At 49.2% G+C, this 25,679-nt stretch carries 31 protein-coding genes and 2 pseudogenes; 23 read left to right on the top strand and 10 right to left on the bottom strand.

What is annotated here, in order from left to right:
* Positions 1 to 136 precede the first annotated feature (136 nt).
* Positions 137 to 349 (bottom strand): cold shock-like protein CspH, encoded by a 213-nt coding sequence (gene cspH, locus HVZ52_RS09215; protein WP_049040548.1) that lies wholly within the window; start codon positions 347 to 349, stop codon positions 137 to 139.
* Between the two features lie 297 nt (positions 350 to 646).
* On the opposite strand from cspH, the gene cspA reads away from it, so the two are divergent.
* A complete protein-coding gene (gene cspA / locus HVZ52_RS09220; RefSeq protein ID WP_016153470.1) occupies positions 647 to 862 on the top strand; it encodes an RNA chaperone/antiterminator CspA in 216 nt (71 codons plus the stop codon).
* Positions 863 to 1,255: 393 nt separating this feature from the next.
* On the opposite strand, the gene HVZ52_RS22925 is transcribed toward cspA, so the two are convergent.
* A complete protein-coding gene (locus HVZ52_RS22925) occupies positions 1,256 to 1,426 on the bottom strand; it encodes a YnfU family zinc-binding protein (RefSeq protein WP_162835200.1) in 171 nt (56 codons plus the stop codon).
* A gap of 131 nt (positions 1,427 to 1,557) precedes the next feature.
* On the opposite strand from HVZ52_RS22925, the pseudogene HVZ52_RS22930 reads away from it, so the two are divergent.
* Positions 1,558 to 1,692: pseudogene (locus tag HVZ52_RS22930) on the top strand (IS30 family transposase); the annotation flags it as partial.
* Positions 1,693 to 1,750: 58 nt separating this feature from the next.
* Here the strand turns inward: HVZ52_RS22930 and arsH are convergent.
* A complete protein-coding gene (gene arsH / locus HVZ52_RS09225; RefSeq protein WP_181599164.1) occupies positions 1,751 to 2,449 on the bottom strand; it encodes an arsenical resistance protein ArsH in 699 nt (232 codons plus the stop codon).
* An 86-nt stretch (positions 2,450 to 2,535) separates the two neighbouring features.
* Here arsH and HVZ52_RS09230 point away from each other — a divergent pair, with 86 nt between their 5' ends.
* The 4 genes from HVZ52_RS09230 to HVZ52_RS09245 all read left to right on the top strand — a co-directional run bounded on the left by HVZ52_RS09230 (position 2,536) and on the right by HVZ52_RS09245 (position 5,492).
* On the top strand, positions 2,536 to 2,856 hold the full coding sequence (locus tag HVZ52_RS09230) for a transcriptional regulator (protein WP_016153468.1): 321 nt from the start codon (positions 2,536 to 2,538) through the stop codon (positions 2,854 to 2,856).
* Positions 2,857 to 2,900: 44 nt separating this feature from the next.
* On the top strand, positions 2,901 to 4,190 hold the full coding sequence (locus HVZ52_RS09235) for an arsenic transporter (RefSeq protein WP_016156830.1): 1,290 nt from the start codon (positions 2,901 to 2,903) through the stop codon (positions 4,188 to 4,190).
* Positions 4,191 to 4,202: 12 nt separating this feature from the next.
* On the top strand, positions 4,203 to 4,628 hold the full coding sequence (gene arsC / locus HVZ52_RS09240) for a glutaredoxin-dependent arsenate reductase (RefSeq protein WP_181599165.1): 426 nt from the start codon (positions 4,203 to 4,205) through the stop codon (positions 4,626 to 4,628).
* Between the two features lie 282 nt (positions 4,629 to 4,910).
* On the top strand, positions 4,911 to 5,492 hold the full coding sequence (locus HVZ52_RS09245) for a YrbL family protein (protein WP_016156828.1): 582 nt from the start codon (positions 4,911 to 4,913) through the stop codon (positions 5,490 to 5,492).
* Between the two features lie 333 nt (positions 5,493 to 5,825).
* Here HVZ52_RS09245 and HVZ52_RS09250 read toward each other — a convergent pair whose 3' ends face one another.
* A complete protein-coding gene (locus tag HVZ52_RS09250; RefSeq protein ID WP_181599166.1) occupies positions 5,826 to 6,167 on the bottom strand; it encodes a hypothetical protein in 342 nt (113 codons plus the stop codon).
* A 233-nt stretch (positions 6,168 to 6,400) separates the two neighbouring features.
* On the opposite strand from HVZ52_RS09250, the pseudogene HVZ52_RS23160 reads away from it, so the two are divergent.
* From HVZ52_RS23160 to HVZ52_RS09275, 6 genes and pseudogenes are all read left to right on the top strand, one after another.
* A pseudogene (locus HVZ52_RS23160) lies at positions 6,401 to 6,550 on the top strand (DUF1571 domain-containing protein); the annotation flags it as partial.
* Positions 6,551 to 6,563: 13 nt separating this feature from the next.
* The gene (locus HVZ52_RS09255) at positions 6,564 to 7,034 is read left to right on the top strand and encodes an SRPBCC family protein (protein ID WP_047416565.1); all 471 of its coding nucleotides are present in this window, start codon (positions 6,564 to 6,566) and stop codon (positions 7,032 to 7,034) included.
* Positions 7,035 to 7,240: 206 nt separating this feature from the next.
* Positions 7,241 to 8,383 carry a transglutaminase domain-containing protein gene (locus tag HVZ52_RS09260; protein WP_181599167.1) on the top strand — a complete coding sequence of 381 codons (1,143 nt, stop codon included), beginning with the start codon at positions 7,241 to 7,243 and terminating at the stop codon, positions 8,381 to 8,383.
* Positions 8,361 to 8,717: a mercuric transporter MerT family protein gene (locus HVZ52_RS09265; RefSeq protein ID WP_016153461.1), complete on the top strand. Its 357-nt coding sequence runs from the start codon at positions 8,361 to 8,363 to the stop codon at positions 8,715 to 8,717. Before HVZ52_RS09260 ends, HVZ52_RS09265 begins: the two co-directional genes overlap by 23 nt.
* A complete protein-coding gene (locus tag HVZ52_RS09270; RefSeq protein ID WP_016153460.1) occupies positions 8,714 to 8,995 on the top strand; it encodes a heavy metal-associated domain-containing protein in 282 nt (93 codons plus the stop codon). The genes HVZ52_RS09265 and HVZ52_RS09270 overlap by 4 nt, the downstream gene beginning before the upstream one ends.
* Positions 8,996 to 9,204: 209 nt before the next feature.
* The gene (locus HVZ52_RS09275) at positions 9,205 to 9,870 is read left to right on the top strand and encodes a YecA family protein (RefSeq protein WP_019077057.1); all 666 of its coding nucleotides are present in this window, start codon (positions 9,205 to 9,207) and stop codon (positions 9,868 to 9,870) included.
* Between the two features lie 27 nt (positions 9,871 to 9,897).
* On the opposite strand, the gene tyrP is transcribed toward HVZ52_RS09275, so the two are convergent.
* A complete protein-coding gene (gene tyrP / locus HVZ52_RS09280; RefSeq protein WP_019077056.1) occupies positions 9,898 to 11,109 on the bottom strand; it encodes a tyrosine transporter TyrP in 1,212 nt (403 codons plus the stop codon).
* Between the two features lie 225 nt (positions 11,110 to 11,334).
* Between tyrP and HVZ52_RS09285 the strand changes: the two genes are divergently transcribed.
* Positions 11,335 to 11,574 (top strand): YecH family metal-binding protein, encoded by a 240-nt coding sequence (locus tag HVZ52_RS09285; RefSeq protein WP_019077055.1) that lies wholly within the window; start codon positions 11,335 to 11,337, stop codon positions 11,572 to 11,574.
* Between the two features lie 45 nt (positions 11,575 to 11,619).
* Here the strand turns inward: HVZ52_RS09285 and ftnA are convergent, their stop codons facing one another.
* Positions 11,620 to 12,117: a non-heme ferritin gene (ftnA, locus tag HVZ52_RS09290; protein WP_043016759.1), complete on the bottom strand. Its 498-nt coding sequence runs from the start codon at positions 12,115 to 12,117 to the stop codon at positions 11,620 to 11,622.
* A 194-nt stretch (positions 12,118 to 12,311) separates the two neighbouring features.
* Positions 12,312 to 12,647 (bottom strand): YecR-like lipofamily protein, encoded by a 336-nt coding sequence (locus HVZ52_RS09295; protein ID WP_016153455.1) that lies wholly within the window; start codon positions 12,645 to 12,647, stop codon positions 12,312 to 12,314.
* 267 nt (positions 12,648 to 12,914) lie between these two features.
* On the opposite strand from HVZ52_RS09295, the gene HVZ52_RS09300 reads away from it, so the two are divergent.
* Positions 12,915 to 13,553 carry an RpiB/LacA/LacB family sugar-phosphate isomerase gene (locus HVZ52_RS09300; protein WP_016153454.1) on the top strand — a complete coding sequence of 213 codons (639 nt, stop codon included), beginning with the start codon at positions 12,915 to 12,917 and terminating at the stop codon, positions 13,551 to 13,553.
* A gap of 33 nt (positions 13,554 to 13,586) precedes the next feature.
* Here the strand turns inward: HVZ52_RS09300 and HVZ52_RS09305 are convergent, their stop codons facing one another.
* Entirely contained in the window at positions 13,587 to 15,008 is a 1,422-nt protein-coding gene (locus tag HVZ52_RS09305) for an MFS transporter (protein ID WP_181599168.1), read from the bottom strand.
* Positions 15,009 to 15,136: 128 nt separating this feature from the next.
* Here HVZ52_RS09305 and HVZ52_RS09310 point away from each other — a divergent pair, with 128 nt between their 5' ends.
* Positions 15,137 to 15,388 carry a DUF2766 family protein gene (locus HVZ52_RS09310; RefSeq protein WP_016153452.1) on the top strand — a complete coding sequence of 84 codons (252 nt, stop codon included), beginning with the start codon at positions 15,137 to 15,139 and terminating at the stop codon, positions 15,386 to 15,388.
* Positions 15,389 to 15,526: 138 nt separating this feature from the next.
* Here HVZ52_RS09310 and HVZ52_RS09315 read toward each other — a convergent pair whose 3' ends face one another.
* Positions 15,527 to 16,030 (bottom strand): non-heme ferritin-like protein, encoded by a 504-nt coding sequence (locus tag HVZ52_RS09315; protein ID WP_016153451.1) that lies wholly within the window; start codon positions 16,028 to 16,030, stop codon positions 15,527 to 15,529.
* 553 nt (positions 16,031 to 16,583) lie between these two features.
* Here HVZ52_RS09315 and HVZ52_RS09320 point away from each other — a divergent pair.
* From HVZ52_RS09320 to otsA, 6 genes are all read left to right on the top strand, one after another.
* Positions 16,584 to 17,141: a DJ-1/PfpI family protein gene (locus tag HVZ52_RS09320; protein WP_019077051.1), complete on the top strand. Its 558-nt coding sequence runs from the start codon at positions 16,584 to 16,586 to the stop codon at positions 17,139 to 17,141.
* Positions 17,142 to 17,456: 315 nt separating this feature from the next.
* Positions 17,457 to 18,446: an arabinose ABC transporter substrate-binding protein gene (locus HVZ52_RS09325; RefSeq protein ID WP_003034602.1), complete on the top strand. Its 990-nt coding sequence runs from the start codon at positions 17,457 to 17,459 to the stop codon at positions 18,444 to 18,446.
* Positions 18,447 to 18,561: 115 nt separating this feature from the next.
* A complete protein-coding gene (gene araG, locus HVZ52_RS09330; protein WP_016156817.1) occupies positions 18,562 to 20,076 on the top strand; it encodes an arabinose ABC transporter ATP-binding protein AraG in 1,515 nt (504 codons plus the stop codon).
* A 14-nt stretch (positions 20,077 to 20,090) separates the two neighbouring features.
* A complete protein-coding gene (araH, locus tag HVZ52_RS09335) occupies positions 20,091 to 21,077 on the top strand; it encodes an L-arabinose ABC transporter permease AraH (RefSeq protein ID WP_181599284.1) in 987 nt (328 codons plus the stop codon).
* Between the two features lie 175 nt (positions 21,078 to 21,252).
* Positions 21,253 to 22,056 carry a trehalose-phosphatase gene (gene otsB / locus HVZ52_RS09340; protein ID WP_016156815.1) on the top strand — a complete coding sequence of 268 codons (804 nt, stop codon included), beginning with the start codon at positions 21,253 to 21,255 and terminating at the stop codon, positions 22,054 to 22,056.
* A complete protein-coding gene (gene otsA / locus HVZ52_RS09345; RefSeq protein ID WP_181599169.1) occupies positions 22,031 to 23,452 on the top strand; it encodes an alpha,alpha-trehalose-phosphate synthase in 1,422 nt (473 codons plus the stop codon). The genes otsB and otsA overlap by 26 nt, the downstream gene beginning before the upstream one ends.
* A 17-nt stretch (positions 23,453 to 23,469) precedes the next feature.
* Here the strand turns inward: otsA and uspC are convergent, their stop codons facing one another.
* Positions 23,470 to 23,898, bottom strand: coding sequence for a universal stress protein UspC (uspC, locus tag HVZ52_RS09350; RefSeq protein ID WP_016153445.1), 429 nt, complete (start codon positions 23,896 to 23,898; stop codon positions 23,470 to 23,472).
* Positions 23,899 to 24,690: 792 nt separating this feature from the next.
* Between uspC and flhD the strand changes: the two genes are divergently transcribed.
* Positions 24,691 to 25,032, top strand: a complete 342-nt coding sequence (flhD, locus tag HVZ52_RS09355) for a flagellar transcriptional regulator FlhD (RefSeq protein WP_016153444.1) — start codon at positions 24,691 to 24,693, stop codon at positions 25,030 to 25,032.
* Positions 25,029 to 25,613, top strand: a complete 585-nt coding sequence (gene flhC, locus HVZ52_RS09360) for a flagellar transcriptional regulator FlhC (protein ID WP_085951062.1) — start codon at positions 25,029 to 25,031, stop codon at positions 25,611 to 25,613. Before flhD ends, flhC begins: the two co-directional genes overlap by 4 nt.
* The last annotated feature ends 66 nt before the right edge of the window (positions 25,614 to 25,679 follow it).

Below are 25,679 nucleotides of genomic sequence, written 5' to 3' on the forward strand. Positions count from 1 at the left end.
GGTACTATCAGCGTGCAGCATGAGCTCTTAAGGCCCGTCAGCCAGTCGTTGAGATAGATTTTCTGATACATATGAAACTCTCCCTGTTTTGAAATTTTCTTTTATGATTCCAGAAGTCAGGAGGTGCGGCTACAGGTCATGAGAGATAAACGTTCGCAGCCGAGGGGCCTCGAAGACCATTTATTCGACAAAACTCAACGCGTAATCCGGGGATGAGTACTTCTGAGTCACGGAGACTTAAGGCTGAAATGTGAAGCTGTACATCTTTGCGACCATCGGAGGGGGAGATAAGGCCTTTACCGCTCTTGCAGTCAAAGGCTTTGACAATTCCTGTCATTTTACGAGACAAAAAAATTCCTTTAAGCTAATAACGTGTTGCACTATACACATACCCCTGGATAATGCCAGAAATATTTTTCAGCAATCGTGAGATCTGGATAGCTAAAATAAACATTGATTATTATATACGCCCGTGCGTTAATGGTCGCGTCGGTTTGAAGAACAGACAAAATACAAAGTAGTTTACTAAAGCAGTTCTCATTTCAGGTGTTTTATATTTATCCCTTCTTTGAGTCTCCCCACTAAGCACTAAGTAGTTTCTGTAATAAAACCATGTTCGCCGGAAGGCCAAATTAAGGAATACAAAATGTCAAAAAAGATGAATGGTTTAGTAAAATGGTTTAATGCCGATAAGGGATTCGGTTTTATTTCTCCTGTTGACGGTAGTAAAGATTTATTTGTACATTTTTCTGCTATCCAGAGCGATAATTTCCGCACCTTGTTTGAAGGGCAAAAAGTCTCTTACTCCATTGAGAATGGTACTAAAGGTCCGGTTGCTGGCAATGTAGTTATTACAGAGTAAATCCTTTTTTTGTCTGTATGCGATAACGAAGAAGGCTAAAGCCTGAGTAGACATACTGACAGAAGCAATGGATGTATTGTTGGGTCAGTAGAGATGAAATGTTACTGATCCGGCATTCAGGGCAACGGTCAGCATATTTCAACTCTCTTTTGCATGAGAAAGTATGCTGACGATTGTGAGTACGTGTAGGTTCACTGCACAAAAAGTCTAACCGCTTGCTTTGTACGGCAACGTACGCAAGGGGATAGCTTTTCCCAGATATCACCATATTTTTTATTTTTAAATATGAAAATACTAAACCCGCAGCCAGCGGGTTTTCTATTATCTGTAGCTTGATAAATCTTAAAATACAGATGTGTTGATTCTGTTCCAGAAATAGAGTCTAAAACGGATTCAGGCTGCTTCTTTTTGGTTTGTCTGGAATACTTTATTGCAATGAGGACAGATTAAAAGAGAACCTTTTTGTACTCTTGAAAAACTGTGTTCAGATTGTTGGGTACAGTTTGGGCAGGTGCATTTGACAAGATAGTTGCGGCGTGATTTAGAGTCTTTACGTTCTGACATAGGCTTTTCCTTGAGTGGATGAACTTCAACCATACCCTAATTCGTCCAAAAAATCTTAACTTTATGATGTTTTGGATATGTAAATATAAAGAAAAGGTATCGCAAAGAGCCTGATGATAAGGGCGGCTTCCCAAATTTATTTCTGTAATCCTCAATCTCCCTGGCTGCGTGGTTCTAATGAAAATACGAACAGATTGCTCAGACAGTATTTTCCAAAAGGAGCTGGCTTATCGGTTCGCAGCCAGCAAAGAATTAACATTGTTGCATCCAGCGGTTGAACGCACAGCAAAAAGCGGACGTTTTTGAGCTCAGTAAAAAAGGCCGTTATATTTTGGCCTGATTGACGCGAGATGAAAGCTCCTGATGGCTCTCTTTTCGTTCGCTGTAGCGATCGGCAAGGTAATTTGTTTGCCCCTTGAGCAGCAGCGTGATTTTAAACAACTCCTCGGCGACATCGACGATACGATCATACCAGGACGAAGGTTTCATTCGCCCGTTCTCATCGAATTCTTGCCAGGCTTTGGCTATTGAGGACTGGTTAGGGATCGTGAACATCCTCATCCAGCGCCCAAGGATACGCATCTGGTTCACGGCGTTAAAAGATTGAGACCCGCCGCAGACCTGCATCACCGCCAGTGTTTTTCCCTGTGAAGGGCGAACGGCCCCTTCGCTTAAGGGTATCCAGTCGATCTGTGCCTTCATCACCGCACTCATTGCCCCATGCCGCTCCGGGGAACTCCACACCATCCCATCACACCATCTGACCAGCTCGCGCAGCTCGGTGACTTTTGGGTGCGTATCTGGGGCATCATCCGGCAGGGGTAAACCTGAGGGGTTAAACAGTCTTACTTCCGCTCCCATCGCCGTCAGCAGGCGTCCCGCTTCTTCTGCGGCGAAACGACTGTAAGAACGCTCTCTTACCGAGCCATACAGGATCAGTATGCGTGGCGGCTCCTGGAGCTGCAGGCGTTCAGCAATCTTCTGATCGAAGCAATCAGCATTCAGTGCAGGAAAGTGTTCCATTTTTTACTCCTCCGGGAGGTTCTGTGATTTCAAATTCAACACATATGATTTATCATATATGTATTCTAAAGGGAACGGAGTAAAAAATGCTACAGCCAGTTCAGCTTTTTAAAATCCTGTCGGATGAAACCCGTCTCGCGATTGTTATGCTTCTCCGGGAATCCGGCGAACTGTGCGTATGCGATATATGCGCGGCGACCTCTGAATCACAGCCTAAAATTTCTCGCCACATGGCTATTCTGCGTGAAGCAGAGCTGGTGCTTGACCGCCGGGAAGGCAAATGGATTCACTACCGTCTGTCTCCCCACATGCCAGCGTGGGCCGCTGAGACGATCACGACGTCCTGGCAGTGTCTGAGGAAAGATGTGGGTGAATGGCTGAAAAAATCAGCCTGCACATCCTGTTGAGAGAATTTTTCACATACACATAATCATATATAAAGGAATCTAAAATGCTTTTGGCAGGGAGTATTTTTATACTGACGCTGGTCCTGGTCATCTGGCAGCCCAGAGGTCTCAGCATTGGCTGGAGCGCAAGTATCGGAGCCTTACTGGCACTGGGGACGGGGGTCATCCACATTGATGATATTCCCGTAGTCTGGAATATCGTCTGGAACGCAACAGCGGCATTCATCGCGGTGATTATCATCAGCCTGCTGCTCGATGAGTCCGGTTTCTTTGAATGGGCCGCGCTGCATGTCTCCCGCTGGGGTAACGGGCGTGGTCGCCTGCTGTTTACCTGGATAATACTGCTTGGCGCTGCTGTTGCTGCGCTGTTTGCTAACGACGGTGCAGCACTGATACTGACGCCGATTGTGATTGCGATGCTACTCGCCCTGGGGTTCAGCCAGGCGACGACGCTGGCCTTTGTCATGGCTGCAGGATTTATCGCAGATACAGCCAGCCTGCCGCTGATTGTCTCTAACCTGGTCAATATTGTCTCGGCGGATTTCTTCGGCCTGGGCTTTACACAGTATGCCTCCGTGATGGTTCCTGTGAACCTGGCGGCCATTGCTGCCACGCTGGTCATGCTCCATCTCTTCTTCCGCCGCGACATCCCGGCCAGTTATGACGTTTCACTGCTCAAGATGCCTGCCAGTGCGATTAAAGATCCGGCGACGTTCAGGGCGGGCTGGATTGTTCTGCTGTTCCTGCTGGTCGGTTTCTTTGTTCTGGAGCCGCTGGGGATCCCAGTAAGCGCGATAGCAGCAGTTGGGGCTGCGGTGCTGTTCGTGGTAGCCAAGCGTGGCCACGCCATTAATACCGGGAAAGTGCTGCGCGGGGCGCCCTGGCAGATCGTGATTTTCTCGCTGGGTATGTATATGGTCGTCTACGGCCTGCGTAATGCAGGACTCACCGAGTATCTTTCTGCTGTACTCAATATGCTGGCAGACAAAGGTTTATGGGCTGCCACGTTCGGTACCGGCTTCCTGACTGCCTTCTTGTCGTCTGTGATGAACAATATGCCGACGGTGCTGATTGGTGCATTGTCCATTGACGGGAGTGCTGCGACCGGCGTCGTCAAAGAGGCGATGATTTATGCCAATGTGATTGGCTGCGATTTAGGGCCTAAAATCACCCCGATAGGCAGTCTGGCAACTCTGCTGTGGCTTCATGTGTTGGCACAGAAAAATATGACCATCACGTGGGGATATTACTTCCGAACCGGCATAATCATGACTCTGCCCGTGCTGTTCGTCACTCTGGCCGCGCTGGCGTGGCGGCTCTCTGTCACTTTGTAATGAGATACTGATATGAGCAACATTACCATCTATCACAACCCGGCCTGTGGCACCTCACGTAACACGCTGGAGATGATCCGTAACAGCGGTAACGAACCAACTATTATTTATTATCTCGATACGCCCCCGGCTCGTGATGAACTGACCAAACTGATTTCAGATATGGGCATTTCAGTACGCGCATTGCTGCGGAAGAACGTTGAACCTTATGAGCAACTGGGTCTTGATGAAGATAAGTTTTCTGATGAGCAGTTGATCGATTTTATGATTCAGCATCCGATCCTGATTAATCGGCCGATTGTAGTGACGCCGCTTGGCACGCGTCTTTGTCGTCCCTCAGAAATTGTGCTGGATATTTTACCTGAAGCTCAGAAAGGCTCTTTTACCAAAGAGGATGGCGAAAAGGTCATTGACGAAACAGGGAAACGGGTTAAGTAATCTTTCCGCTTAATATTATCGGGTGCCTGTTGACTTCATACCGGTGCCTGCTCTTTGCTGATAACCCTCGTTCACGACTGGAGAAGCGTATTTGCGGGGGGATCAAAACAGGTTCATTAGCCTGCCCACTTGCCTGAAGAGACATTTGTCTCACTCCGAATGCATTTCGTTTATCAATTATTGAAATAAATATATACATAATAGTTTTTGATTAGCAGAACTTACCGATGCAGGTCAGTTGAGGCAATTTCATTTCCCTTAGGGTAAGAGTCAAAAACTATCATGAAACAAGAGCTTGTATTGACAGATGAAGACTTACTTGCACGAGGTAACGATCGTTACGTCTTTCAGCATCCACAGGATAGTAACCTGCTGATCAAAATCGTTATTTCAGATATTGCGAACTATAAAAGCAAGTTACGGGAAGTCTTCCGGGACCTCAAAGAATGCAAGCCTGGTCATCAAACAGACTCTCTTTATATGCAAAAGATCGAAGGTCTTGTTGAAACAAATAAAGGTCTAGGGCAGATCACTGTGAAGGAGTGCGATGAGCATGGCAACCTTGCTCAAACTCTTTATCAGCTTGCTCTCAAAAAAGAACTCGATGACAGCAAATTGCAGAAGCTGAATGCTTTTTTAGCATGGTTTGTCAGCACCAAAGTCATTATTAACTCCTTGCATTGTAAAAACATTGTTTATGCCTGGGATAGCGAGCGTCAGGATTATCGCTTCAAAGTCATTGACGGTTTTGGTGACAAAACGTTTTTTCAACTCAGTAAGCTTTCGCAATCAGTTCGCGATAAGAATAAAATCAAATGTCTCAAGCGGATGCTTAACGATTTGAACGGTCTGCAACAAGCTTAACCACGCAGGTTAAAAATAATCGAATCACCAGTTTTCTGTTGCCGGACTTCCGATCCCGCATATCTGATTAACAAAGGTGTTTACGCAGAAGTAAGTTACATATTAACTTCTTGAAAAATATCCTGAACTGCTCGGCGTTCGTGCTGTGTGGGGGCAAATCCCACACCGGTACCATGGGAAAGAATAGAACAATCAAAGCAATAAGCAGTGTCGCGAAACCACCTACGGGTGGTTTTTTTGTGCCGGCTTTTGACGAACCATAGATATTTTGCGTCAAGTAAGCCTGCCAGATACGTTAAGCCGCCCGCTACACACTCCCCATTGCCAATCAATCTATCGACGAATCGGTGCATTAAACATAAACCTTCCCCGGGCAGGGTTGTTGATAAAGCCATCCCGGGCGGGATTATAGTTGTGGTCCTGAAAACCATTCATCATGATGGGATCGCCTATGCCATCCTGAATCGCCAAATGTCTGTGGATTCGGTTACGTGCCCTGAATGTGAAAGCGAAATCATCCGTCCCGCCAATGATGATGACGCCATGTCCTGCAAGAAGTGCCGCGCTTAACTCTTGCTCTCTTGCGGCCTGGTTTTGTAACGCGCTGGCTGCGGCAGACGATGACGCCAGCAGCAATACGAGGACGGCGCATGAAAATACCGGTGGCAGTTTCATGATTAATACCCATTAAAAGTATGGCTATTAAAGTATAGTCTTATGTCGTCATCTCATCTGAATAGAAAATGAACAGTTTAAGCCTGTTGCCTGTACGGAGTCTGAGGGGGCGGGAGAGGAGTGCCGCGCAATTAAGAACTATAATAAAAACAGTCGACAACTGATGACTCCAGTTTGCAGATAGTACCGATACAGGGGGCGGTTATGCGCGGCTCATTTTCTCCGCGAGTTGCGTTCACCGCTACGACATCTGGCTGGATAATAATCACGGACTCCCTGCCAAAGTGATCAGCTATGCGCCAGATGGGCAGCGATTAGAAACTGTTCTTCTGGATGCTATGGTTATTAACACCCGTTTCCCCGTCAATTTTTTCACGCCTTGAGGGAGCCTGCACTATGGCTGACTATCAGTTTTCCACAATCTGGCGGGTTGAGGCTTCAGTTCAGGAGGTATGGGATGTTTTTTCCCATCCGGACAGGTGGCCTGAATGGTGGGGAAGTCTGGAACGCATCGTTGAGATAAGGAAAGGGGATTTACGGGGTATTGGGGCGTTGCATCGTTATACCTGGAAAGGGGCGCTTCCTTATCGCTTAACCTTTGATATCAATGTGTTGAAAATACGGCCTTGCACATTGCTTGAAGGACAAGCCAGCGGCGCGGTGGAAGGGCGAGGGGTATGGTCTTTTACTGCCAATGGTACAGCGACTATTGTCAGATATGACTGGAATGTGCGTACCACGATCCGCTGGATGAATTATCTCGCCCCGCTGGCAGCACCTGTATTTCGCTGGAATCACAATACGGTCATGCGCGAGGGGGCAAGAGGGTTAGCCCGCAAACTGGCAACGACTGTGTATATAGTCTGAACGTATCTCCGCTGCTGTACTTTTTTGGCTGTAAATGGCTTAATAGCGACCTTGCAGTTTCTCACTTCATTCACAGTTAACAGGTCTGTTATTGATGAATAATCTCCATCGACTCGCCTTTTTATGCCAGCCTCTGTCTGCTGTGATGATCGCGTACGGTTTCCCCTTTAGCCGTAGCTCAACTCTTACAACCTGGACAGACAGCAATGCAACGTCGTCAGTTTCTCAAAAATAGCGTTCTCCTTTCCGCCGCCGGATTAGTCGGCCCTGCAGTCATTAGCCAGACGGTACGTGCCGCGGAGCCATCCGTTGCGACAATAGCTCGTCGACGCTTTGTCTTATCTCAAACGTATAAACTTAATCCTCCTAAGGGATCGAGCGGCGTGGTGAAACTGTGGATCCCGCTACCGGTGGATACCGCGTTTCAACAAATGACGGCGCTTGCCTTTAGCGGAAACTATAAGCAGGCGTACGTCACCACCAATAATACCTATGGCGCGAAAACGCTGTTTGCCACCTGGGCTGACTCGCAGGGTGAATTGTTGGTTAACGTTGATATCGACATTGAAACCGCCGACTGGGAACCGCTGAAGCAGGACGCGCTGAAAAACTGTCAGGCACCTGAGCAGATTATTTATCCGCTGGATGTAAAACCGTATCTGTTGCCGACGGCACATACCCCAGTTGATGGATTGGTCCTGGAAACCGCGCGTAAAATCACCGGTAATGAGCAGGATCCGCTAAAAAAAGCGCGCCTGATTTACGAATGGGTCAGCAGCCATATGGAGCGTGACAACGACGTTATTGGCTGCGGCACGGGGGATGTGGCGGAGATATTAAAAAGCGGTAAGCTCAAAGGAAAATGCACCGACATGAGCTCCGTTTTTGTTGCTCTGGCGCGGGCCAGCGGTATTCCGGCGCGCGAACTGTTTGGCATCCGTCTGGGCAAGGCCAATAAGCTCGAACGTTACTCGAAAAGTGCTTTTGGCACAGCCGACAGTGCAGGCGTTGCCAATGTGAGCGGCGGTCAACACTGCCGTGCTGAGTTCTATCTGGCAGGTTACGGTTGGTTACCGTGCGATCCTGCTGACGTGACCAAAATGCGTCTGGCAGAGAAAAAAACGCATCAGGATGCCGATGTCCAGGCGGTTAACGCTTACCTGTTTGGTAACTGGGAAATGAACTGGGTTGGATTCAACTACGGACGTGATTTCGAGTTGTATCCGGCAACGGAGCAGGGGGCCATGAATAACTTTGGTTATCCTTACGCTGAAGTCGATGGCGACCCGATCAATTTCTATGACCCAAAAGCGTTTTCCTACAGCTATGTCGCCACAGAACAACGCTAAAGGTGCGGGGCTTACCCTGTTGACGGCTGCTGCGGCCGCCGTCACCGCTGGCTTATGCTGTGTTGGACCGCTACTTTACCTGCTGTTTGGTATTTCGGCGGCGAGCTTCGCCGTTTTCACCCGGTTTGAGTTTTTGCGAACTCCTCTGGTACTGCTGTCCCTGGGATTATTACTGCGTGTCTTCTGGCGGCTCTATTTTTCCAAACGGTTGTGGTGCTCCGGGTGGTTAACTCTGAAGCAAGCGCGCGTTCTCTACTGGTGCGCGCTGGCATTGATTTTGCCGGTGCTATTTTACCCAACGCTTGTTGCCTGGTTTTATGAGGTATTTGAATGAAGATCTTCGCGTTAGTTGCATGCTTGCTGTTGCCGCTGTGGGCTCAGGCGGCCAATCAAAAAGTGGTGCTGGATATACAAAATATGACCTGCTCGTTATGCGTTATTTCGGTCAATCAGGCGCTACGTGAAACTGACGGCGTGATTAAAGCAAAATCCTCTCTCAAAACCCGGCAGGCAGAAGCCATCGTGCCAGAAGGTTTCCCAACCGATACTCTACTTAACGCAGTAGCGAAAACGGGCTATACCGCAACGCTCAACCGTATTGAACAACAGTAAACCACCTGCGGGTGGTTTTATTGTGTTTTCCCGGTATGATGCCCGGCGGCTTAGTGTTCTCTTTTGTGCGTTAACTACCGGAATTCCCCTCTTTTCCTGTTAACCTGAACAGGCGGCTGCTGTAAGCCGCATATGCCCATTTATATCTGTTATCCCTCCAGCCATGTAGGATGATCACAGGCAAGATTTTTTGACTAAGGAAAAGCGTTATGAAAACGGGACCATTAAACGAGAGCGAACTGGAATGGCTGGATGATGTACTGACTAAGTACAATACGGATAAGGCTATTCTGGATGTGTCAGAACTGGATGGTTTACTGACGGCGGTACTGAGTTCACCGTATGAAATTGAACCGGAGCAGTGGCTGGTCGCTATTTGGGGCGGCGCGCAGTATGTTCCTCGCTGGTCCTCCGAAAAAGAAATGACGCGTTTCATGAACCTGGCGTTTCAACATATGGCGGATACGGCCGATCGCCTGGATGAATATCCTGAGCAGTTTGAGCCGCTGTTTGGTTTGCGTGAAATTGACGAGCATGAACTGACCATCGTTGAAGAGTGGTGTTTTGGTTATATGCGCGGCGTCGCGCTGTCGGACTGGTCCGCGTTACCAGACTCGTTAAAACCAGCGCTCGAGGCTATTGCGCTGCACGGTACGGAAGAAAACTTTGCGGTCGTTGAGAAAATGACGCCAGAAGCGTTCGAAGAGAGCGTGGATGCCATCCGCCTGGCGGCGCTGGATCTGCATGCTTACTGGATGGCGCATCCTCAGGAAACGCCGGTTAAAGTACCGGTCAAAGTGGATGCCAAGGTAGGGCGCAATGACCCTTGTCCGTGCGGTAGCGGTAAAAAATATAAGCAGTGCTGTTTGCATTAAGAAAAAGGGGCGTTAAGCCCCTTTTTTTTAACCCACTTCCGGTAGTAATCCTGCTGCAATAGAAAACTGTACGGCTATCACCACAATGCCGCACAAAAATACCAGCGCCAGCGCCGGAGCACCCCCTGCCACGCGATATTTAGCCTGTGGATTTTGTTTTCTGCTCTGCCATGCCAGCATCGAGGGAATGAGCAGCGCCAGCACCGCCAGGGCAACGCCCGCATACCCCAGGGCCATGACGAAACCACGCGGATAGAACAGCGCGAATGCCAGCGGCGGCAGGAAGGTTACCACGCCGGTTTGCATTCTTCCTGCTACGGTATTGCGGCGCTGGAAGAGGTCGGCCAGGTAGTCAAATAATCCCAATGCGACGCCGAGGAAAGAGGTTGCCAGCGCAAGGTCGGCAAACAGATGCACTGCCAGTTCGACGTGCGGCGAAGCCACGACTTCACGTAATGCTTGTAATAAACCGTTTAAACCAGCGTGGTTGGCTAACAGCCCCATGAACGTTGAGGAGTTAATACTGCCAAGCGTGGCCAGTTGCCAGAAGATATAGGCGACTAGCGGAATGGCGCTCCCGGTGATAAACACCCAACGCAGTTTACGGATGTTACCGTTCATATAGCTGACGATACTGGGGACGCTGCCGTGAAAACCGAACGAAGTGAAGATAACCGGGATTGCAGACAGTGCCAGCCCCTGCTGAAGCGGCAACGTAAGCAGGTTTACTTTATGGATATGCGGCATTAACAGGGCCAGCATCACCACCAGGAAGATTATCTTGGCACTGAACAACAGACGGTTGAACAGATCGACCAAAGATGTGCCAACGCAAACCACGCCACCGGCAACAAAGGTGAACAGCAGTACGCCTGTTGTCGGGGAGAGCGTTGTCCCGGTCCAGTCGCTAATGCTGGAAGCCAGCAACTCACCAGCGCCACTGATATACGCCGCCGTCAACGCGTACATTAAAAACATCATGCTAAAGCCCGTTACCCATTGTCCGTAACGACCAAGATAACGTTTTGCCAGCGTACCCAACCCGGTGTCTGCTGGTACGTGTTGATACACTTCAAGCAGCAACAGCGCGGTGTAGCACATTAGCGCCCAAAGACTCACTAACAATACCAGCGTGACGCTAAACCCCACGCCTGCCGCGGCCAGCGGCATTGCCAACATACCGGCACCAATCGTGGTTCCCGCCACGATAAAAATACTACCCAGGGTTCTGTTTTTCACGCTTTCCTCTGTCCCAGAGATAATCAACGGTTATATCTGCGGCGCAGGTTAAGGCAAAACGCTATTTTCGTCAAATCACCGTTACAATGAATGTACATTAATCTTTACGATGTTTGGCGCGTTAAGATGTATCACAAATGATATTTATCTGCGGGTAAACCTGCGTTAGCGCAAAGCAAGGCCGTGCCGTTCACATTAGGCTACGGACTTTATTGAGGAGGTAGTATGGAATCTATTCACGGTCACGAAGTGCTCAACATGATGATTGAATCTGGCGAGCAGTATTCACATGCCAGCCTTGAAGCGGCGATTACGGCACGGTTTGGCGAGCAGGCTCGTTTTCACACCTGTTCTGCGGCGGATATGTCGGCAGCTGAGCTGGTGGCGTTTTTAGCGGCGAAGGGAAAGTTTATTGCAAAAGAAGACGGCTTCTCTACGCACGAAAGCAAGATCTGCCGTCACTGATTTTAGCGGGTAATGATGGCGGGTTGCCTTCATTACCCCACAACATTAATTCTGTGTATCAAGCGTAGCCAGTTCTTTATCGATGAAATAAAGACCTTCGCCACTTTTCCCTGCCAGCGATAACTTATCAATGACAGATTTAAATAATTTTTCTTCTTCATGCTGCTCGGCAACATACCATTGCAGGAAATTAAACGTCGGATAATCCTGGTGGGTCATTGCCGCATGTGCCAGCTCATTAATTTTCTGGGTGATCAACTGCTCGTGTTCGTAAGTAACACGGAACAGTTCGTCCAGAGACGCATATTCAGCAAAGGGGGAAGAGACGGTGTTAATACACGGCAAGCTGCCGGTATCGGTCAGGTAGTCAAACAGACGCTGCATATGCGTCATCTCTTCCTGGGCGTGACGGCGCAGGAACGCGGCGGCGCCTTCAAAGCTGTGATAGCTGCACCACGCGCTCATCTGTTGGTAGAGCAGAGATGAATATAATTCAAGGTTCATTTGCTCATTCAGTTGGTCGATCATTTCTGTTTTCAGCATGGTTGTGCTCCACAAACGTTATTATATATTAGCGTGGCGTCACTATAATTTGTTATTTAATTATTTGCAAAAGGTAAAATAATAAATTTATTTATTAAAAATGCGAATGGGAATAAAACGCATTAACGCTATTAAGCGGAGAATATAAATAATGAAAAGGCAGAAGACCAGCAAAAATGTGCTGGTCGAAAATATTAATAATTGAAGGCAGGCGATTGGGATACCGCAACGCCGTGACACTGCCAGGCGAGCGTAATTTTGGTATTTAAGCACAGAGAACCGGCATATACGCTACAGGTTGACACCGGCTGACCAAACGCCATTGCGTTGGCATAACCCAGGCGCTGACACTCTTTGGTGGCTGTGCCTTGGGTCACGTAATCATCGGTACGCGCCGTTTGTAGCATGGCCTGGTTGTAGGTCAGGCGAACGACGCCGGTGATGGCACTGGCTTCGCTGACCTGCGCCTGTTTAGTAATAGTGCATCCTGTCAGCACGAGCGGCAAAAGGGCAAGGATAAAGGTCTTCATGTGATCGCTCTGAAAGTTCGGAGATAGGCTATCATGGCATATGTGGGGCGCATCAATGGCTTGAATAGCCTGAAGATCACCTGCGATTAATCGCAACGACGTCATTTTATTGAGGCTATTCTGAGCTGTCTCAGAAAAAATGTGAGCACCTCATTATTTTATAAAACAAAATTTCATTAAATTTGAAAGTGAGTTTGCAAAATAGTAATGTGGCCTGAATGTTATGACTTTCAGCGGGCCTCCGCAGCGCATTCAGGAGATTACAGAATGAAAATTGCATTGATGATGGAAAACAGCCAGGCAAGCAAAAATGCCATCATTCATAACGAGCTTAAAGCCGTTGCGGATGAGAAAGGTTTTCCAGTGTATAACGTCGGGATGAGCGACGAAAATGACCATCATCTGACCTACATCCATTTAGGGATTATGGCCAGCATCCTGCTCAATTCCAAAGCCGTGGATTTTGTGGTTACGGGTTGCGGTACGGGTCAGGGGGCAATGATGTCACTGAATATTCATCCGGGCGTGGTGTGCGGTTATTGTCTCGATCCGGCAGACGCATTCTTGTTCTCTCAGATCAACAACGGGAATGCGCTTTCTCTGGCATTCGCCAAAGGTTTTGGCTGGGGTGCTGAGCTGAATGTGCGCTATATGTTTGAAAAAGCATTCACTGGTCGTAACGGCGAAGGGTATCCACCAGAGCGTAAAGAGCCGCAGGTGCGTAACGCGGGGATCCTGAACCAGGTGAAAGCGGCGGTGGTAAAAGAAAACTATCTGGACACTCTGCGCGCTATCGATCCTGAACTGGTAAAAACCGCCGTATCTGGTCCGCGCTTCCAGCAGTGCTTCTTTGAAAACTGCCAGGACAAAGCGATCGAAGCGTTTGTACGCGAGATAGTTGGTTAAAACCTGTTGGCCCGGCGGTGTTCGCCTGCCGGGCTATTTGTTCTTGCTAGATACCGCGCTTCCAGCATCATGGGCAAGCCGCAGCGTATCAACCATACCTACCAGACAAATAATCGCAATAGCGACAAAGGCCAGCCGGAAACTGATCCCCGGAATATTGCCTAACGCCAGCCATTCACTCACCTCATCACCGATACGGATCCCGATAGCGGCCAATGAAATGCCCAAGCCTACCGCTAATTGTGTTGCCGTACTGAACAGCGTATTGGCGTAGCTCATTTGTGGCCCGGGGACGTCCGCAAAGGCAAGCGTGCTGATGCCGGTAAACTGAATTGAGCGGAACACGCCGCCCAGATACAACACCAACAAAATAACCCACACCGGGGTCTGCGGCGTAATTAATGCGCAGGCCAACAGCGCCAGGACGTTTAGCGCACCGTTGATTAACAGCAGTTTCTTAAAGCCCAGCCAGCGTATCAACGGCGTGGTGGCAGGTTTTATCATCAGATTGCCCACAAACACCGCCAGAACCAGCGAACCCGCGTGAAAAGCGTTCATGCCAAAACCGACCTGGAACATTAACGGCAGCAGAAATGGTACAGCGCTAATAGAGGCACGAAATAGTGACCCGCCGTACAGGGTGACGCGAAAAGTAGGGACGCTCATGGCATCAAGACGAATCATCGGCCAGGTAGTGTGACGAAAATGATGCAGGGCAAACAGAAAGGTCACGGTTCCTAGCGCCAGCAGCCCGGCGGTTAGCCAGCCCTGCGGCTGCTGGGTTCCCAGTAACTCCATGGCATACACCAGGCTAACCATCGCAACAGAGGTCGCGATAAAACCCGCTATATCAAATGGACGGCGCTCGTCGTCATGAATATCCGGGATAAAACGTAGCGCCAGCGCGATCGCCAAAACTCCCAGCGGTACGTTAATAAAGAAGATCCAACGCCAGTTAGCATAGCTGGTAATGAATCCTCCAAGCGGTGGCCCGATGATAGGCGCGACTAATGCGGGCCAGGTCAGGGTCGCAATGGCGGTGATCAACTGATGTTTAGGCGTGGTGCGCAGTACCGCGAGACGGCCAACAGGAACCATTAGCGCGCCACCCACACCCTGTAAAATTCGCATTGCTACAAAGCTCTCAAGGCTTTCGGACAAACCGCATAAAACCGAAGCGAGAGTAAAAATCGCCAGCGCCAGGGTAAACACTTTTCGGGCGCCGAAGCGATCCGCAATCCAGCCGCTGGCGGGGATAAGCACCGCGAGGGTGATCAAGTAGGCGCTGATACCAATGTTCAGGTCTACCGCCTGTACGCCAAAGCTTTTGGCCATGTCGGGTAGGGCTGTGGCAATCACCGTGCCGTCAATAAATTCCATAAAGAAAGCCCCGGCAACAAGTAATGCTGCCGGGGAAAGACCGCGTTGGTTCTCAACCGCTAACTGTTCACTCATGTTGTGCTTGCCATCTCAAAAGAAACTGACTGGACCTTTTTTATTTTCAGCGCATTTGTAATGTGTGCGCGGCTATCGTTTCGATCGCTGAATAGGTACTATGACGACCTTTCTATAAGGAGCTCACTATGTCCCAAACATTGAATGCCGATCAGGAACTGCTCTCGGACGTTGTTGCCTGTCAGCTGGTTATCAAGCAAATTCTGGATGTTCTTGATGTTATTGCCCCGGTAGAAGTTCGGGAAAAAATGTCCAGCCAACTGAAAAACATCGATTTTTCCAGCCATCCTGCAGGGGCTGATCCGGTCACTATGCGCGCAATACAGAAAGCGGTTGCCTTGATCGAGTTGAAATTCACGCCGCAGAACGAATCCCACTAAAATAAACCGTTGTTTCAGGTTTTAGAAAGGTTTTTTTGCGCCTCGCAGAATGGGAGGCGCGTGCCAGGGAAAATCAGAGGTTGACCGGATAAGGTGCGCAGCATCGCTATCCGGCATTAACGCGATGAAAACTGAAGATTAGTGATGCTGGTAGTTAACGACGTTGAGCAAGTGCTTATCGGTTTGCGCCATGCACAACCCCGCGCGTTTGGCGCTGCGGACTTCATCAAGAATCGTCTGTAACAGCACGCCATCCTGCTGCTGCTCTTTTTCCAGATCGTGAAGAAAATCAATGGTTGGCGCATCGTTTAATGCTTCAGCTTCATTGGTTAAACGCGAGAGCTTACTCGAACGCTGCTGATATTCATCCAACGTTTTCTGAAACAATTCTTCAAGGGAACTCAGTTCATCACCCGGCACATCCATGGCCTTGACGATGGGATTAGCCCCGGCACTTTTCATAAAATTGAACATACGCATCATTTGAGTCACGTTACCTTGCGCCTGCGTGCGTAGAAACGTGGCTGTACCTGTCAGGCTATGCTCGTAGCACCATTCGCTGAGATGCAGGTAAAGATTCGAGGCGTAAAACTCGAGATTCATTTGTGTATTGAGTTTATGAACAATTCCAACTGCAGCCATATCAATATCCTTATTTCCAGAAAGGGGGATGTACGTTACTCACGCCAGTACAGCGGGCTGCCGCTGCACTTCACCTCTACGTACAATTAAAGCTGTTAGCAGAATAAATCCGTTCCGCCGGTCCTTTAGTGATCACGAATTATATTCGCTCCGATCGAGATTCAGCATAACGCTTGCCCTGGTATAAGAAAATCCTTAAATCTGCGTATTTATGTTTTTTTACATATTGTCATAACAGTATTCATGCTTCTGCTGTTTTGGTATATAGATGACATGAATGTAAGAGGTTGAAATTTATGTTATTAAATGATTTTTATGATAATGAAATGGTGTTTCATATCACAAAATTAAATTCCACAATAAGATATTGTCTGGCATCTGATGATTATCTGCCCAAGTTGAAAGGCAATTTCACGATCGGGATGGATTAGTACAAATTATCTGATGGCTAATTTTTTGCGCCAGATCAGTTTTAATCAAATTGAGAAATTTAACAGTCTGCACTGGTCGTCATTAATTATTTCGTTTATGTGGATTAAGCAAGGAGTTACATATGAAGAAGGTTGCGGTGCTGCTGGCACCCGGTTTTGAAGAGGCGGAGGCGATTGTTACCCTGGATATTCTGCGTCGCCTGAATATCGAAGTCGAAACCCTGGCCTGCGCAGAGTCACGTGCGGTGGTGAGTTATCATGACGTACCGATGGTGATGGATAGCACGCTGGCCGCGCGCCAGACATATCTCTACGATGCCGTCGTATTGCCAGGCGGGCCGCAGGGCAGCGTTAATCTTGCCGCCAGTGAGGCGGTCATCCAGTTTGTATCTCGTCATGATCAGGCAGGAAAGCTCATTTGCCCGGTATGTTCTGCGGCCGCGCGCGTGTTGGGCGGCAATGGTCTGCTGAAGGGACGTCGCTATGTTTGCTCAGGAGATCTGTGGCAAAACGTCACGGACGGGGAATATATCGATGCGCCGGTTGTTGAAGATGGCAATCTGATTAGCGGCAAAGGATTAGGGCATATTTTCGATTTTGCGTTGACGCTTGCGGCGCGCCTGCTGGGAGATGACATTCCGGTTCGCGATCACGCTGACCACATTTATTACCGATGGTAATCATGTTCCCGAATGCTTCGGTATTCGGGAACAAGGATTCGTTGGCTGATGTTATGGATTAATCTGCTATCCCTCTTTTTTCCCGTCGACAAAACCGCGTTTTTTTATGTCATTTCCCGCTGAATTTATGTACGCAATTACTGTAATTCTGTGGTGTGATGCCGCTCTCTTATGGAGAATCAATTTCCCGCTAAAACTACTCTCAGCACTGGCATTGATCTTATCACTAAAAGGTAATGCCTTGTTTTACGTCCGAATTACAAAAAATCGTCTGATTTTACCCTACATAAAAGAACGTTAAAGCTGGAGTTAACCATGCACAAATTCACTAAAGCGCTGGCTGCCATCGGTCTGGCTGCCATTATGTCACAATCCGCTATCGCTGAATCCATGAAGCTCGGTTTCCTGGTCAAACAACCGGAAGAACCGTGGTTCCAGACTGAATGGAAATTTGCCGATAAAGCCGGTAAAGACCTTGGCTTTGAGGTGATTAAAATTGCCGTCCCGGATGGTGAGAAGACCCTTAACGCCATCGACAGCCTGGCTGCAAGTGGCGCAAAAGGGTTTGTGATTTGTACGCCGGACCCCAAACTCGGACCTGCCATTATGGCCAAGGCGCGGGGCTACGATATGAAAGTCATTGCCGTCGATGACCAGTTTGCTAACGCCAAAGGTAAGCCGATGGATACCGTGCCGCTGGTGATGATGGCTGCAACCAAAATTGGTGAGCGCCAGGGCCAGGAGCTGTATAAGGAGATGCAAAAGCGCGGTTGGGATGTGAAATCCACAGCCGTAATGGCCATTACCGCGAATGAACTCGATACCGCGCGTCGCCGTACATCGGGTTCAATGGAAGCGCTTAAAGCCGCTGGCTTCCCGGAAAAACAGATCTACCAGGTCCCCACTAAATCGAATGACATCCCCGGGGCATTCGATGCCGCTAACTCCATGCTGGTTCAGCACCCTGAAGTCAAACACTGGCTGATTGTCGGCATGAACGACAACACCGTGCTGGGCGGCGTACGTGCGACCGAAGGGCAGGGCTTCAAAGCGCCGAATGTGATTGGTATCGGCATCAACGGCGTTGATGCCGTGAGCGAACTCTCCAAAGGCGAAGCGACCGGGTTCTACGGTTCACTCCTGCCAAGCCCGGACGTTCACGGCTACAAATCAAGTGAGATGCTCTACAACTGGGTAACGAAAGGGGCAGAGCCACCGGCGTTTACTGAAGTGACGGATGTGGTGCTGATTACCCGCGATAACTTTAAAGAAGAACTGGCGAAGAAAGGCTTAGGCGGTAAATAACACAAATGCCGGATGCGACGCCAACGCGTCTTATCCGGCCTACGAATTGCGTACTCAGTAGGCCGGATAAGGCAAAACCGCTATCCGGCATAAAGATCTGACTCACGGAGACGTTATGCAACAGTCTACCCCGTATCTCTCATTTCGCGGCATTGGCAAAACGTTCCCCGGCGTTAAAGCGCTCACGGATATCAGTTTCGACTGCTATGCCGGTCAGGTGCATGCGCTGATGGGCGAAAATGGCGCCGGGAAATCAACACTATTAAAAATTCTCAGCGGTAACTATGCGCCAACGACGGGATCTTTGGCGATCCGTGGACAAGAGGTTTCGTTTGCGGACACCAATGCCGCGCTGAACGCCGGTGTTGCCATTATTTACCAGGAGCTGCATCTCGTCCCGGAAATGACCGTTGCCGAGAATATTTATTTAGGGCAGATGCCGCACAAAGGCGGGATTGTGAACCGCTCGCTGCTGAACTATGAAGCGGGGCTTCAGCTCAAGCATCTGGGCATGGATATCGATCCCGATACGCCGTTGAAATACCTCTCCATTGGTCAATGGCAGATGGTGGAGATTGCGAAAGCGCTGGCGCGCAACGCCAAAATTATCGCGTTTGATGAACCGACCAGTTCCCTTTCAGCGCGTGAGATTGAGAATCTGTTTCGCGTCATCCGTGAGCTACGCAACGAAGGGCGCATCATCCTGTACGTTTCGCACCGTATGGAGGAGATCTTTGCCCTTAGCGATGCCATCACCGTGTTTAAAGATGGTCATTACGTCAAAACGTTCACGGATATGCAGCAGGTCGATCACGACGCGCTGGTACAGGCGATGGTCGGGCGCGACCTCGGTGATATTTATGGCTGGAAATCCAGACCTTATGGTGCAGAGCGCCTGCGTTTGCATGACGTCAAAGCCCCAGGCGTGCGTACCCCGATCAGTTTATCAGTGCGCAGTGGTGAAATTGTTGGATTGTTTGGACTGGTGGGCGCCGGACGTAGCGAATTAATGAAAGGTCTGTTTGGCGGCACGCGTATCACGGCAGGCCAGGTGTTTATCGATGAACAGCCTATTGATATCCGTAAACCGAGCCACGCCATTGAAGCGGGGATGATGCTGTGCCCGGAAGATCGCAAGGCTGAAGGGATCATTCCGGTCCATTCGGTACGTAACAACATCAACATCAGTGCCCGTCGTAAACATGTTCTGGGCGGATGCGTGATCAACAACGGCTGGGAAGAGACCAATGCCGATCACCATATTCGCTCACTCAATATTAAAACGCCGGGCGCGGAGCAACTGATTATGAACCTCTCCGGCGGTAATCAACAGAAGGCTATCCTCGGCCGTTGGTTATCGGAAGAGATGAAAGTGATTTTGCTGGACGAACCTACACGCGGTATTGATGTGGGCGCCAAGCATGAAATTTATAACGTGATTTATGCCCTCGCGGCGCGCGGCGTGGCCGTGCTGTTTGCTTCCAGCGATCTGCCAGAAGTGCTCGGTGTCGCCGACCGTATCGTGGTGATGAGAGAAGGCGAAATTGCCGGTGAGTTACTTCATGAACAGGCGGATGAGCGCCAGGCGTTAAGCCTTGCTATGCCAAAAGTTAGCCAGGCTGTAGCCTGAATAAGGAGAGAATGATGTCTTCCGTTTCAACATCGGGTTCAGATGCTGCAAAGTCGGCGCTAAATCTTGGTCGTATTTGGGATCAATACGGGATGCTGGTCGTGTTCGCCGCGCTGTTCCTGGTTTGTTCCCTCTTTGTGCCTAACTTTGCCACTTTCATCAACATGAAGGGGCTGGGGCTGGCGGTATCGATGTCGGGTATGGTCGCGTGTGGGATGCTGTTTTGCCTGGCATCCGGTGACTTCGACCTGTCCGTTGCCTCCGTGATTGCCTGCGCCGGGGTCACTACAGCCGTGGTCATTAATATGACCGAAAGCCTGTGGATTGGCGTGGCTGCCGGGCTACTGCTCGGTATTCTATGTGGTCTGGTGAATGGGTTCGTGATTGCGCGGCTGAAAATTAACGCCCTAATCACGACTCTTGCGACGATGCAGATTGTGCGTGGTCTGGCCTACATTATTTCCGACGGTAAGGCGGTAGGGATTGAAGACGAGCGCTTCTTCACTCTCGGCTACGCCAACTGGTTTGGTCTGCCGGCACCTATCTGGATCACGGTCGTCTGTTTCATCGTTTTTGGCTTACTGCTCAATAAAACCACGTTTGGTCGTAACACGCTGGCCATTGGGGGGAATGAAGAGGCGGCACGTCTGGCTGGGGTTCCGGTCGTTCGTACCAAAATTATTATCTTTATTCTGTCCGGGCTGGTATCCGCCATCGCCGGGATTATCCTCGCATCACGTATGACCAGCGGCCAGCCAATGACCTCAATCGGCTATGAGCTGATCGTGATTTCCGCGTGCGTGTTAGGGGGCGTTTCGCTTAAAGGCGGCATCGGAAAAATCTCATATGTGGTAGCCGGAGTGTTGATTCTGGGAACGGTTGAGAATGCAATGAACCTGCTGAACATCTCTCCGTTCGCACAGTATGTCGTACGTGGTCTGATCCTGCTGGCGGCGGTGATCTTCGACCGTTACAAGCAAAAAGCGAAGCGTACTGTTTGATGATTTTAACCCCAACTTTTTAGTCTAGCTTTAGCTCATCGCCAGCCGCTACCCGGCTGGCGATTGTTTTTCCAAATGGCGAGCATGGTCACACTGTCTATACTTATATCCGTCATACATCATATATACGGCGCGATCCGCGCGGCGTACAGACCATGATGAGGAGGATAACCGGGTGACAGCATCACTGATCTTACCCCCTGAACAATCTGCAAGCTGTGCTTATTTTTTTGATCTCGATGGGACACTGGCTGAGATCAAACCTTATCCAGACCAGGTCGTTGTCCCTCAGACAATCCTGCAGTTATTACATCAGTTGGCGACGCATAATGCGGGTGCGCTGGCATTGATTTCAGGGCGCTCGATGGCTGAGCTTGACGCGCTTACCACTCCCTTTCGTTTTCCGCTCGCCGGAGTGCATGGGGCAGAGCGCCGTGACATCAATGGTCAAACTCATATAGTGCGCCTGGCTGCGGCAATAGAGCGCGAAGCAGGAGAGCTATTGAGTACCGCCTTGGCGACGATGCCGGGTACAACGCTTGAAGCAAAAGGGATGGCGTTCGCACTGCACTATCGCCAGGCCCCGGAACATGAAGCGGCGCTAATTAATCTGGCTGAGCGCATCACGCACAGATGGCCGCAGTTGGCTTTACAGCACGGAAAATGCGTTGTGGAGATAAAACCAAAGGGTACGAACAAAGGCGACGCAATTGCCGCATTTATGCAGGAAGCACCTTTTGCCGGACGGATCCCCGTTTTTTTTGGTGACGATCTGACGGACGAAACAGGATTTGGCGTGGTTAATCGCGCAGGGGGCATTTCCGTGAAGGTGGGGAATGGAGCGACGCAGGCGACATGGCGTCTGGATGGCGTGAGTGATGTCTGGCACTGGCTGGAACAAATTAACTCTTCGCAGCAAGAATCGAAAGCAACGAATAACAGAAGAGGTGGCTATGAGTCGTTTAGTCGTAGTATCTAATCGTATCGCCTCACCAGATGACAAAGGGAGCGCAGGTGGGCTTGCCGTCGGTGTGCTTGGCGCGTTGAAGGCTGCTGGTGGCCTGTGGTTTGGCTGGAGTGGCGACACGGGTAATGAGGACAAACCATTAAAAAAAGTCACGCGTGGCAACATTACCTGGGCTTCGTTTAATTTGAGTGAACAGGATTACGAAGAGTATTACTGCCAGTTTTCCAATGCGGTTTTATGGCCTGCATTTCATTATCGCCTCGATTTGGTGCAGTTTCAGCGTCCTGCATGGGAGGGCTATCAGCGGGTGAATGCCTTGCTGGTAGATAAACTGCTGCCGCTGCTCAACGATGACGACATAATCTGGGTTCATGATTACCATCTGTTGCCGTTTGCCAGCGAACTGCGTAAACGCGGCGTGAATAACCGTATCGGTTTTTTCCTGCACATCCCTTTTCCGACGCCGGAAATCTTTAATGCCTTACCCCCACATCAGATGCTACTTGAGCAGATGTGTGATTTTGATTTACTCGGTTTCCAGACCGAGAACGATCGTCAGGCTTTTCTGGATTGTCTGGCAGCCCAGACTCAGGTAACCACTCAGAGCGAGCAGCACCACCGTGCATGGGGAAAAGCGTTTCGTACCCAGGTCTATCCCATCGGTATTGAGCCGGATGAGATCGCCCGTCAGGCTTCTGGACCTTTGCCGCCGAAGCTGGCGCAACTGAAAGCAGAACTCAAAAATGTGCAGAATATCTTCTCCGTTGAGCGTCTGGATTATTCTAAAGGTTTGCCGGAGCGCTTTCAGGCCTATGAGGCTCTGCTGGAACACTATCCGCAGCACCATGGTAAAATTCGCTACACCCAGATAGCGCCAACTTCGCGTGAAGAGGTGCAGGCCTACCAGGATATTCGGCACCAACTGGAGACTGAAGCGGGGAGGATTAACGGTAAATATGGGCAGTTGGGCTGGACGCCGCTCTATTATCTGAACCAGTACTTTGATCGTAAATTGCTGATGAAAATCTTCCGCTACTCTGATGTAGGGCTGGTGACGCCTCTGCGAGATGGTATGAACCTGGTTGCGAAAGAATTCGTGGCCGCGCAGGATCCTGCCAACCCCGGCGTGCTGGTGTTATCGCAATTTGCCGGGGCCGCGAATGAGCTAACTGCCGCGCTTATTGTTAATCCTTATGACCGCGACGAAGTGGCTGGCGCATTAAACCAGGCTCTGACGATGCCGCTTACTGAGCGTATCTCCCGCCACGCTGAGATGCTCGAAACTATCATTAAAAACGATATCGATAACTGGCAGGCGAGGTTCATTTGCGATCTGGAAAAAGTTATCCAACGTCAGAGTAAACAGCCATTGCCAGACAACGTTTCTCCCTGCACTAAACTGGCGTAACGCTCAGAAAACGCAGGTCAATCTCCAGCCAGTGGAACCAGCAGAACATCCACGTGGCTGGCACCGATCACGCTTTTTGCTGAGCAGGATGCGCGCGAAAAGAAGCTGTGGTTATGGTTGCCATAAATGACCAGATCGACCGCGTGTTTACGGCATACATCCAGAATATGTTCATTCAGTGCCCCATAGGTAATAAAGGTATGCTCAATGGGGTACTGTGCTTCTTTGCTGAGCTTGTCGATAAAATCCTGAGTCTCCTCTTGCATCACTTCACGCAGGTCCTCCAGCATAGGTGCTGCAAACTGATTATACAGTTCAGGGTCTGAGACCAGGGTTATCAGGCTAATACGAGCGTTGACAGGGCGAGCGATTGAAACCGCCTTGGCTAACAACTGCTGGCTTTCAGGGGTGGCGGCAACGGCCACAAGAATGTGTGTATAGCTCATAACTCGCTCCTTTTTTCAAGAATTATGAGAGGGTTTCTCAGCATTGCTCGGCTTACTCCATACTGCAACGTTTCCTTCCTGGATAGTGTGAATGTCATCATGGTTATTCATTAATTATTCTTATAAATAGAATAATTGCGTCATATAACTTGTAAATACGTTCAGCTTACTTAAGTAAAACTCACCGCTAATGAAAACAATGTGTTAATTAAAAATTAACATAATTTAACATTTAACGGGTTATCACTACCCGGTATTAATTAATCACCCTTAATATTTAAGTTATTGTTTATAAAGGATTTAATTAAAATAGTCTTTTGCATTAAATATGTGATCAAGCTCGCTATTTCACAAGGTGATATTAACGTTTGTGAACAAAATACTATTCGCTTTTATTGCAAGAATATTCGTATGTCAGGAATTGAAATGGCGAACTTGAGATTAAAAAATAAGCAAAGTAAAAGCTGTGCTGATGGATTTATGTTAAGTGTTTAGCTGGTTTATGTGATCTATGTCACATATTCTTCAAATTCGCAGCATAGCTACGTTGTATGTGTAACGGGCGGCGGGTAGAGTTGCGTCGAATTAGGAAAAATCTTAGACATTTGTAAGAATTGATGTGAGCTTGTAAGGGGCGCGGCTTTCTGAAAAGGGAATGTTTAGACAACGCGTAAGTGCCGTCACGCTGCTATGTATTTGACCTTTTGCTTTTTTTTACCGGGCCTTCCCGGCGACATCACGGGGTGCGGTTTCACCGCATGAAAACAATGTTGGTTATTATGGATGCAAATAATGCATACATCCGAGTTGCTGAAACACATCTATGACATCAATTTGTCATATTTATTGCTTGCACAGCGTTTGATCGTTCAGGACAAAGCATCTGCGATGTTTCGCCTTGGTATCAGCGAAGAAATGGCGGACACGTTGGCAACATTAACACTTCCACAAATGGTCAAACTGGCTGAAACAAACCAACTGGTCTGTCATTTCCGTTTCGACGATCACCAGACCGTTACTCGCCTGACGCAAGACTCCCGCGTTGACGATCTTCAGCAAATTCATACCGGTATCATGCTTTCAACGCGACTGTTAAGCGACATCGATGAAGCAGCGCGCAAGAAAAGGGCTTGATGATGAGCGAAAAAAGCATTGTTCAGGAAGCGCGTGATATCCAGCTAGCGATGGAATTAATCACATTGGGCGCCCGTTTGCAAATGCTGGAAAGCGAAACGCAATTAAGCCGTGGCCGACTTATCAAGCTGTATAAAGAATTACGCGGCAGCCCTCCGCCAAAAGGGATGCTGCCTTTCTCCACCGACTGGTTTATGACGTGGGAACAAAACATTCATGCTTCAATGTTTTGCAACGCATGGCAATTCCTGCTCAAAACTGGTTTGTGCAGCGGCGTGGATGCCGTGATCAAAGCGTATCGTTTATATCTTGAGCAGTGCCCGCAGCCAGAAGAAGGGCCACTGCTGGCGTTAACTCGCGCATGGACGTTGGTGCGTTTTGTCGACAGCGGATTGCTGGAGTTGTCCCGATGCAATTGCTGCGGTGGGAATTTTATTACCCACGCTCACCAACCCGCAGGCAGCTTTGCCTGCAGTTTATGCCAACCGCCATCACGCGCCGTAAAAAGACGTAAACTTTCCCAGAATGCTGCCGATATTATTCCACAACTGCTGGATGAACAGATCGAACAGGCTGTTTAACTGATACGGTGTGGACAAACACTCCAGCAGCGGTAAGCGATTACCGCTGCTTTTTTTTGTCCTGAC

Source organism: Citrobacter sp. RHB36-C18, assembly GCF_013814485.1.
GTDB lineage: Bacteria > Pseudomonadota > Gammaproteobacteria > Enterobacterales > Enterobacteriaceae > Citrobacter > Citrobacter braakii.

Excerpts from the sequence above, each read along its gene's own strand:
- HVZ52_RS09320 (WP_019077051.1), top strand. The coding sequence starts at position 16,584 with ATGAAGAAGGTTGCGGTGCTGCTGGCACCCGGTTTTGAAGAGGCGGAG.
- HVZ52_RS09315 (WP_016153451.1), bottom strand. The coding sequence starts at position 16,030 with ATGGCTGCAGTTGGAATTGTTCATAAACTCAATACACAAATGAATCTC.
- ftnA (WP_043016759.1), bottom strand. The coding sequence starts at position 12,117 with ATGCTGAAAACAGAAATGATCGACCAACTGAATGAGCAAATGAACCTT.
- arsC (WP_181599165.1), top strand. The coding sequence starts at position 4,203 with ATGAGCAACATTACCATCTATCACAACCCGGCCTGTGGCACCTCACGT.
- HVZ52_RS09260 (WP_181599167.1), top strand. The coding sequence starts at position 7,241 with ATGCAACGTCGTCAGTTTCTCAAAAATAGCGTTCTCCTTTCCGCCGCC.
- araG (WP_016156817.1), top strand. The coding sequence starts at position 18,562 with ATGCAACAGTCTACCCCGTATCTCTCATTTCGCGGCATTGGCAAAACG.
- HVZ52_RS09310 (WP_016153452.1), top strand. The coding sequence starts at position 15,137 with ATGTCCCAAACATTGAATGCCGATCAGGAACTGCTCTCGGACGTTGTT.
- uspC (WP_016153445.1), bottom strand. The coding sequence starts at position 23,898 with ATGAGCTATACACACATTCTTGTGGCCGTTGCCGCCACCCCTGAAAGC.
- HVZ52_RS09285 (WP_019077055.1), top strand. The coding sequence starts at position 11,335 with ATGGAATCTATTCACGGTCACGAAGTGCTCAACATGATGATTGAATCT.
- HVZ52_RS22925 (WP_162835200.1), bottom strand. The coding sequence starts at position 1,426 with ATGTCAGAACGTAAAGACTCTAAATCACGCCGCAACTATCTTGTCAAA.
- HVZ52_RS09295 (WP_016153455.1), bottom strand. The coding sequence starts at position 12,647 with ATGAAGACCTTTATCCTTGCCCTTTTGCCGCTCGTGCTGACAGGATGC.
- HVZ52_RS09230 (WP_016153468.1), top strand. The coding sequence starts at position 2,536 with ATGCTACAGCCAGTTCAGCTTTTTAAAATCCTGTCGGATGAAACCCGT.
- arsH (WP_181599164.1), bottom strand. The coding sequence starts at position 2,449 with ATGGAACACTTTCCTGCACTGAATGCTGATTGCTTCGATCAGAAGATT.
- araH (WP_181599284.1), top strand. The coding sequence starts at position 20,091 with ATGTCTTCCGTTTCAACATCGGGTTCAGATGCTGCAAAGTCGGCGCTA.
- HVZ52_RS09305 (WP_181599168.1), bottom strand. The coding sequence starts at position 15,008 with ATGAGTGAACAGTTAGCGGTTGAGAACCAACGCGGTCTTTCCCCGGCA.
- HVZ52_RS09255 (WP_047416565.1), top strand. The coding sequence starts at position 6,564 with ATGGCTGACTATCAGTTTTCCACAATCTGGCGGGTTGAGGCTTCAGTT.
- HVZ52_RS09235 (WP_016156830.1), top strand. The coding sequence starts at position 2,901 with ATGCTTTTGGCAGGGAGTATTTTTATACTGACGCTGGTCCTGGTCATC.
- HVZ52_RS09275 (WP_019077057.1), top strand. The coding sequence starts at position 9,205 with ATGAAAACGGGACCATTAAACGAGAGCGAACTGGAATGGCTGGATGAT.
- cspA (WP_016153470.1), top strand. The coding sequence starts at position 647 with ATGTCAAAAAAGATGAATGGTTTAGTAAAATGGTTTAATGCCGATAAG.
- HVZ52_RS09265 (WP_016153461.1), top strand. The coding sequence starts at position 8,361 with ATGTCGCCACAGAACAACGCTAAAGGTGCGGGGCTTACCCTGTTGACG.
- HVZ52_RS09250 (WP_181599166.1), bottom strand. The coding sequence starts at position 6,167 with ATGAAACTGCCACCGGTATTTTCATGCGCCGTCCTCGTATTGCTGCTG.
- HVZ52_RS09245 (WP_016156828.1), top strand. The coding sequence starts at position 4,911 with ATGAAACAAGAGCTTGTATTGACAGATGAAGACTTACTTGCACGAGGT.
- HVZ52_RS09270 (WP_016153460.1), top strand. The coding sequence starts at position 8,714 with ATGAAGATCTTCGCGTTAGTTGCATGCTTGCTGTTGCCGCTGTGGGCT.
- HVZ52_RS09300 (WP_016153454.1), top strand. The coding sequence starts at position 12,915 with ATGAAAATTGCATTGATGATGGAAAACAGCCAGGCAAGCAAAAATGCC.
- flhD (WP_016153444.1), top strand. The coding sequence starts at position 24,691 with ATGCATACATCCGAGTTGCTGAAACACATCTATGACATCAATTTGTCA.
- HVZ52_RS09325 (WP_003034602.1), top strand. The coding sequence starts at position 17,457 with ATGCACAAATTCACTAAAGCGCTGGCTGCCATCGGTCTGGCTGCCATT.
- otsA (WP_181599169.1), top strand. The coding sequence starts at position 22,031 with ATGAGTCGTTTAGTCGTAGTATCTAATCGTATCGCCTCACCAGATGAC.